2 protein-coding genes are annotated in these 1,647 nt (G+C 71.0%); both read left to right on the forward strand.

Annotated elements, in window-relative coordinates:
* The first annotated feature begins 164 nt into the window (after positions 1 to 164).
* Positions 165 to 1,067 (forward strand): HpcH/HpaI aldolase/citrate lyase family protein, encoded by a 903-nt coding sequence (locus K9U40_RS22875; protein ID WP_282892384.1) that lies wholly within the window; start codon positions 165 to 167, stop codon positions 1,065 to 1,067.
* Positions 1,068 to 1,080: 13 nt separating this feature from the next.
* On the forward strand, positions 1,081 to 1,647 hold a 567-nt coding region (locus K9U40_RS22880; RefSeq protein ID WP_282892385.1), incomplete at its 3' end, for a DJ-1/PfpI family protein.

Genomic DNA, 1,647 nt, shown 5'->3' on the forward strand with positions numbered 1-1,647 from the left:
CGATAGCTCCGCCGCCCCGCCCGAGAACCCGGCCGGCGCCGCATGCCATCCATGGTCGAATGCCGCGGCGCAGCGGAACCCCTTTTCAAAGCGCAGGCGTCGCTTTACCGATTCGTCACGGTAAGGTGCGGCGGATCCGCATCGTCGTCCGAAGGGAGAAACCAATGGGTGCCGAAGCAGGAGCCGCCATGACCATCCGCCCGCGCCGCAGCGTCCTCTACATGCCGGGCTCCAATGCGCGCGCCCTGGAGAAGGCCCGCACCCTGCCGGCGGACAGCGTGATCCTGGACCTCGAGGACGCGGTGGCCCCCGACGCCAAGGTGGAGGCCCGCGGCCGCATCGTCGAGACGGTGAAGGCCGGCGGCTTCGGCCCGCGCGAGGTGGTGATCCGCATCAACGGCCTCGACACGCCGTGGGGCTCCGACGACCTGGAAGCCGCCGCCGGCGCCGCGCCCGACGCCATCCTGGTGCCCAAGGTGCAGGCCGTGGAGCAGCTCGTCACCGTCGGCCGCCGGCTGGAGGCGCTGAACGTGCCGCAGACGACCCGGGTCTGGGCCATGATCGAGACGCCGCTGGCCATCCTCGACATCAAGGCCATCGCCCAGGCGGCGCAGGACCCGCTGACCCGGCTCACGGTGTTCGTGCTCGGCACCAACGACCTTGCCAAGGAGACGCGGGCGGCGCTGGTGCCCGGCCGCGCGCCCATGGTGGGCTGGCTGAGCCTGGTGGTGGCCGCCGCCCGGATCTATGGCGTGGACGTGCTCGACGGCGTGTGGAACCAGTTCCAGGACCTCGACGGCTTCAAGGCGGAATGCGCCCAGGGCGTCGAATTCGGCATGGACGGCAAGACCCTGATCCATCCGAGCCAGATCGAGCCCTGCAACACCGCCTTCTCGCCGCCCGAGGCGGACGTGGCCCGCGCCCGCGCCATCATCGCCGCCTTTGCCCTGCCGGAGAATGCGGGCAAGGGCGTCATCACCCTCGACGGGCGGATGGTGGAGCTGCTGCACGCCGAGATGGCGAAGCGCACGGTGGCCCTCGCCGACGCCATCGCCGCCCGCGCCTGAGCCCGGATACGCCATGACCCCGCCCTTCCGCATCGTCATGCTGGCCTATCCGCGCATGACGCAGCTCGATCTCACCGCCCCGTTCGAGGTGTTCGCCCGCCTGCCGGGGGCACGGGTGGAGATCGTCGCCCAGAGCCGGAAGAAGCCGGTCGAGGATGTGGCGGGCCTCGCCATCATGGCCAATTCCAGCTTCAGCGAAGTCGCCGGCTGCGAACTTCTGTTCGTGCCCGGCGGCCCCGGTCAGCTGGAGCTCATGGACGATGGGCCGACGCTGGATTTCCTGCGCCGCATGGCGGTTCAGGCGCGCTACGTCACCTCGGTGTGCACCGGCTCGCTGATCCTCGGCGCCGCCGGGCTGCTCACCGGCTATCGCGCCACCTGCCACTGGCTGTCGCTGGACCAGCTCGCCCTGCTCGGCGCCATCCCGGTGGAGGAGCGCGTGGTGGTGGATCGCAACCGCTTCACCGGGGCCGGGGTTTCCTCCGGCCTCGACCTCGCCTTGGCGCTCGCAGCCGAAATCGCGGGGGAGGAGGAGGCGCGGCGCATCGCCCTCGCCATCGAATACCAGCCCGCCCCCGCC

Source organism: Xanthobacter autotrophicus (assembly GCF_030015065.1).
GTDB lineage: Bacteria > Pseudomonadota > Alphaproteobacteria > Rhizobiales > Xanthobacteraceae > Xanthobacter > Xanthobacter autotrophicus_D.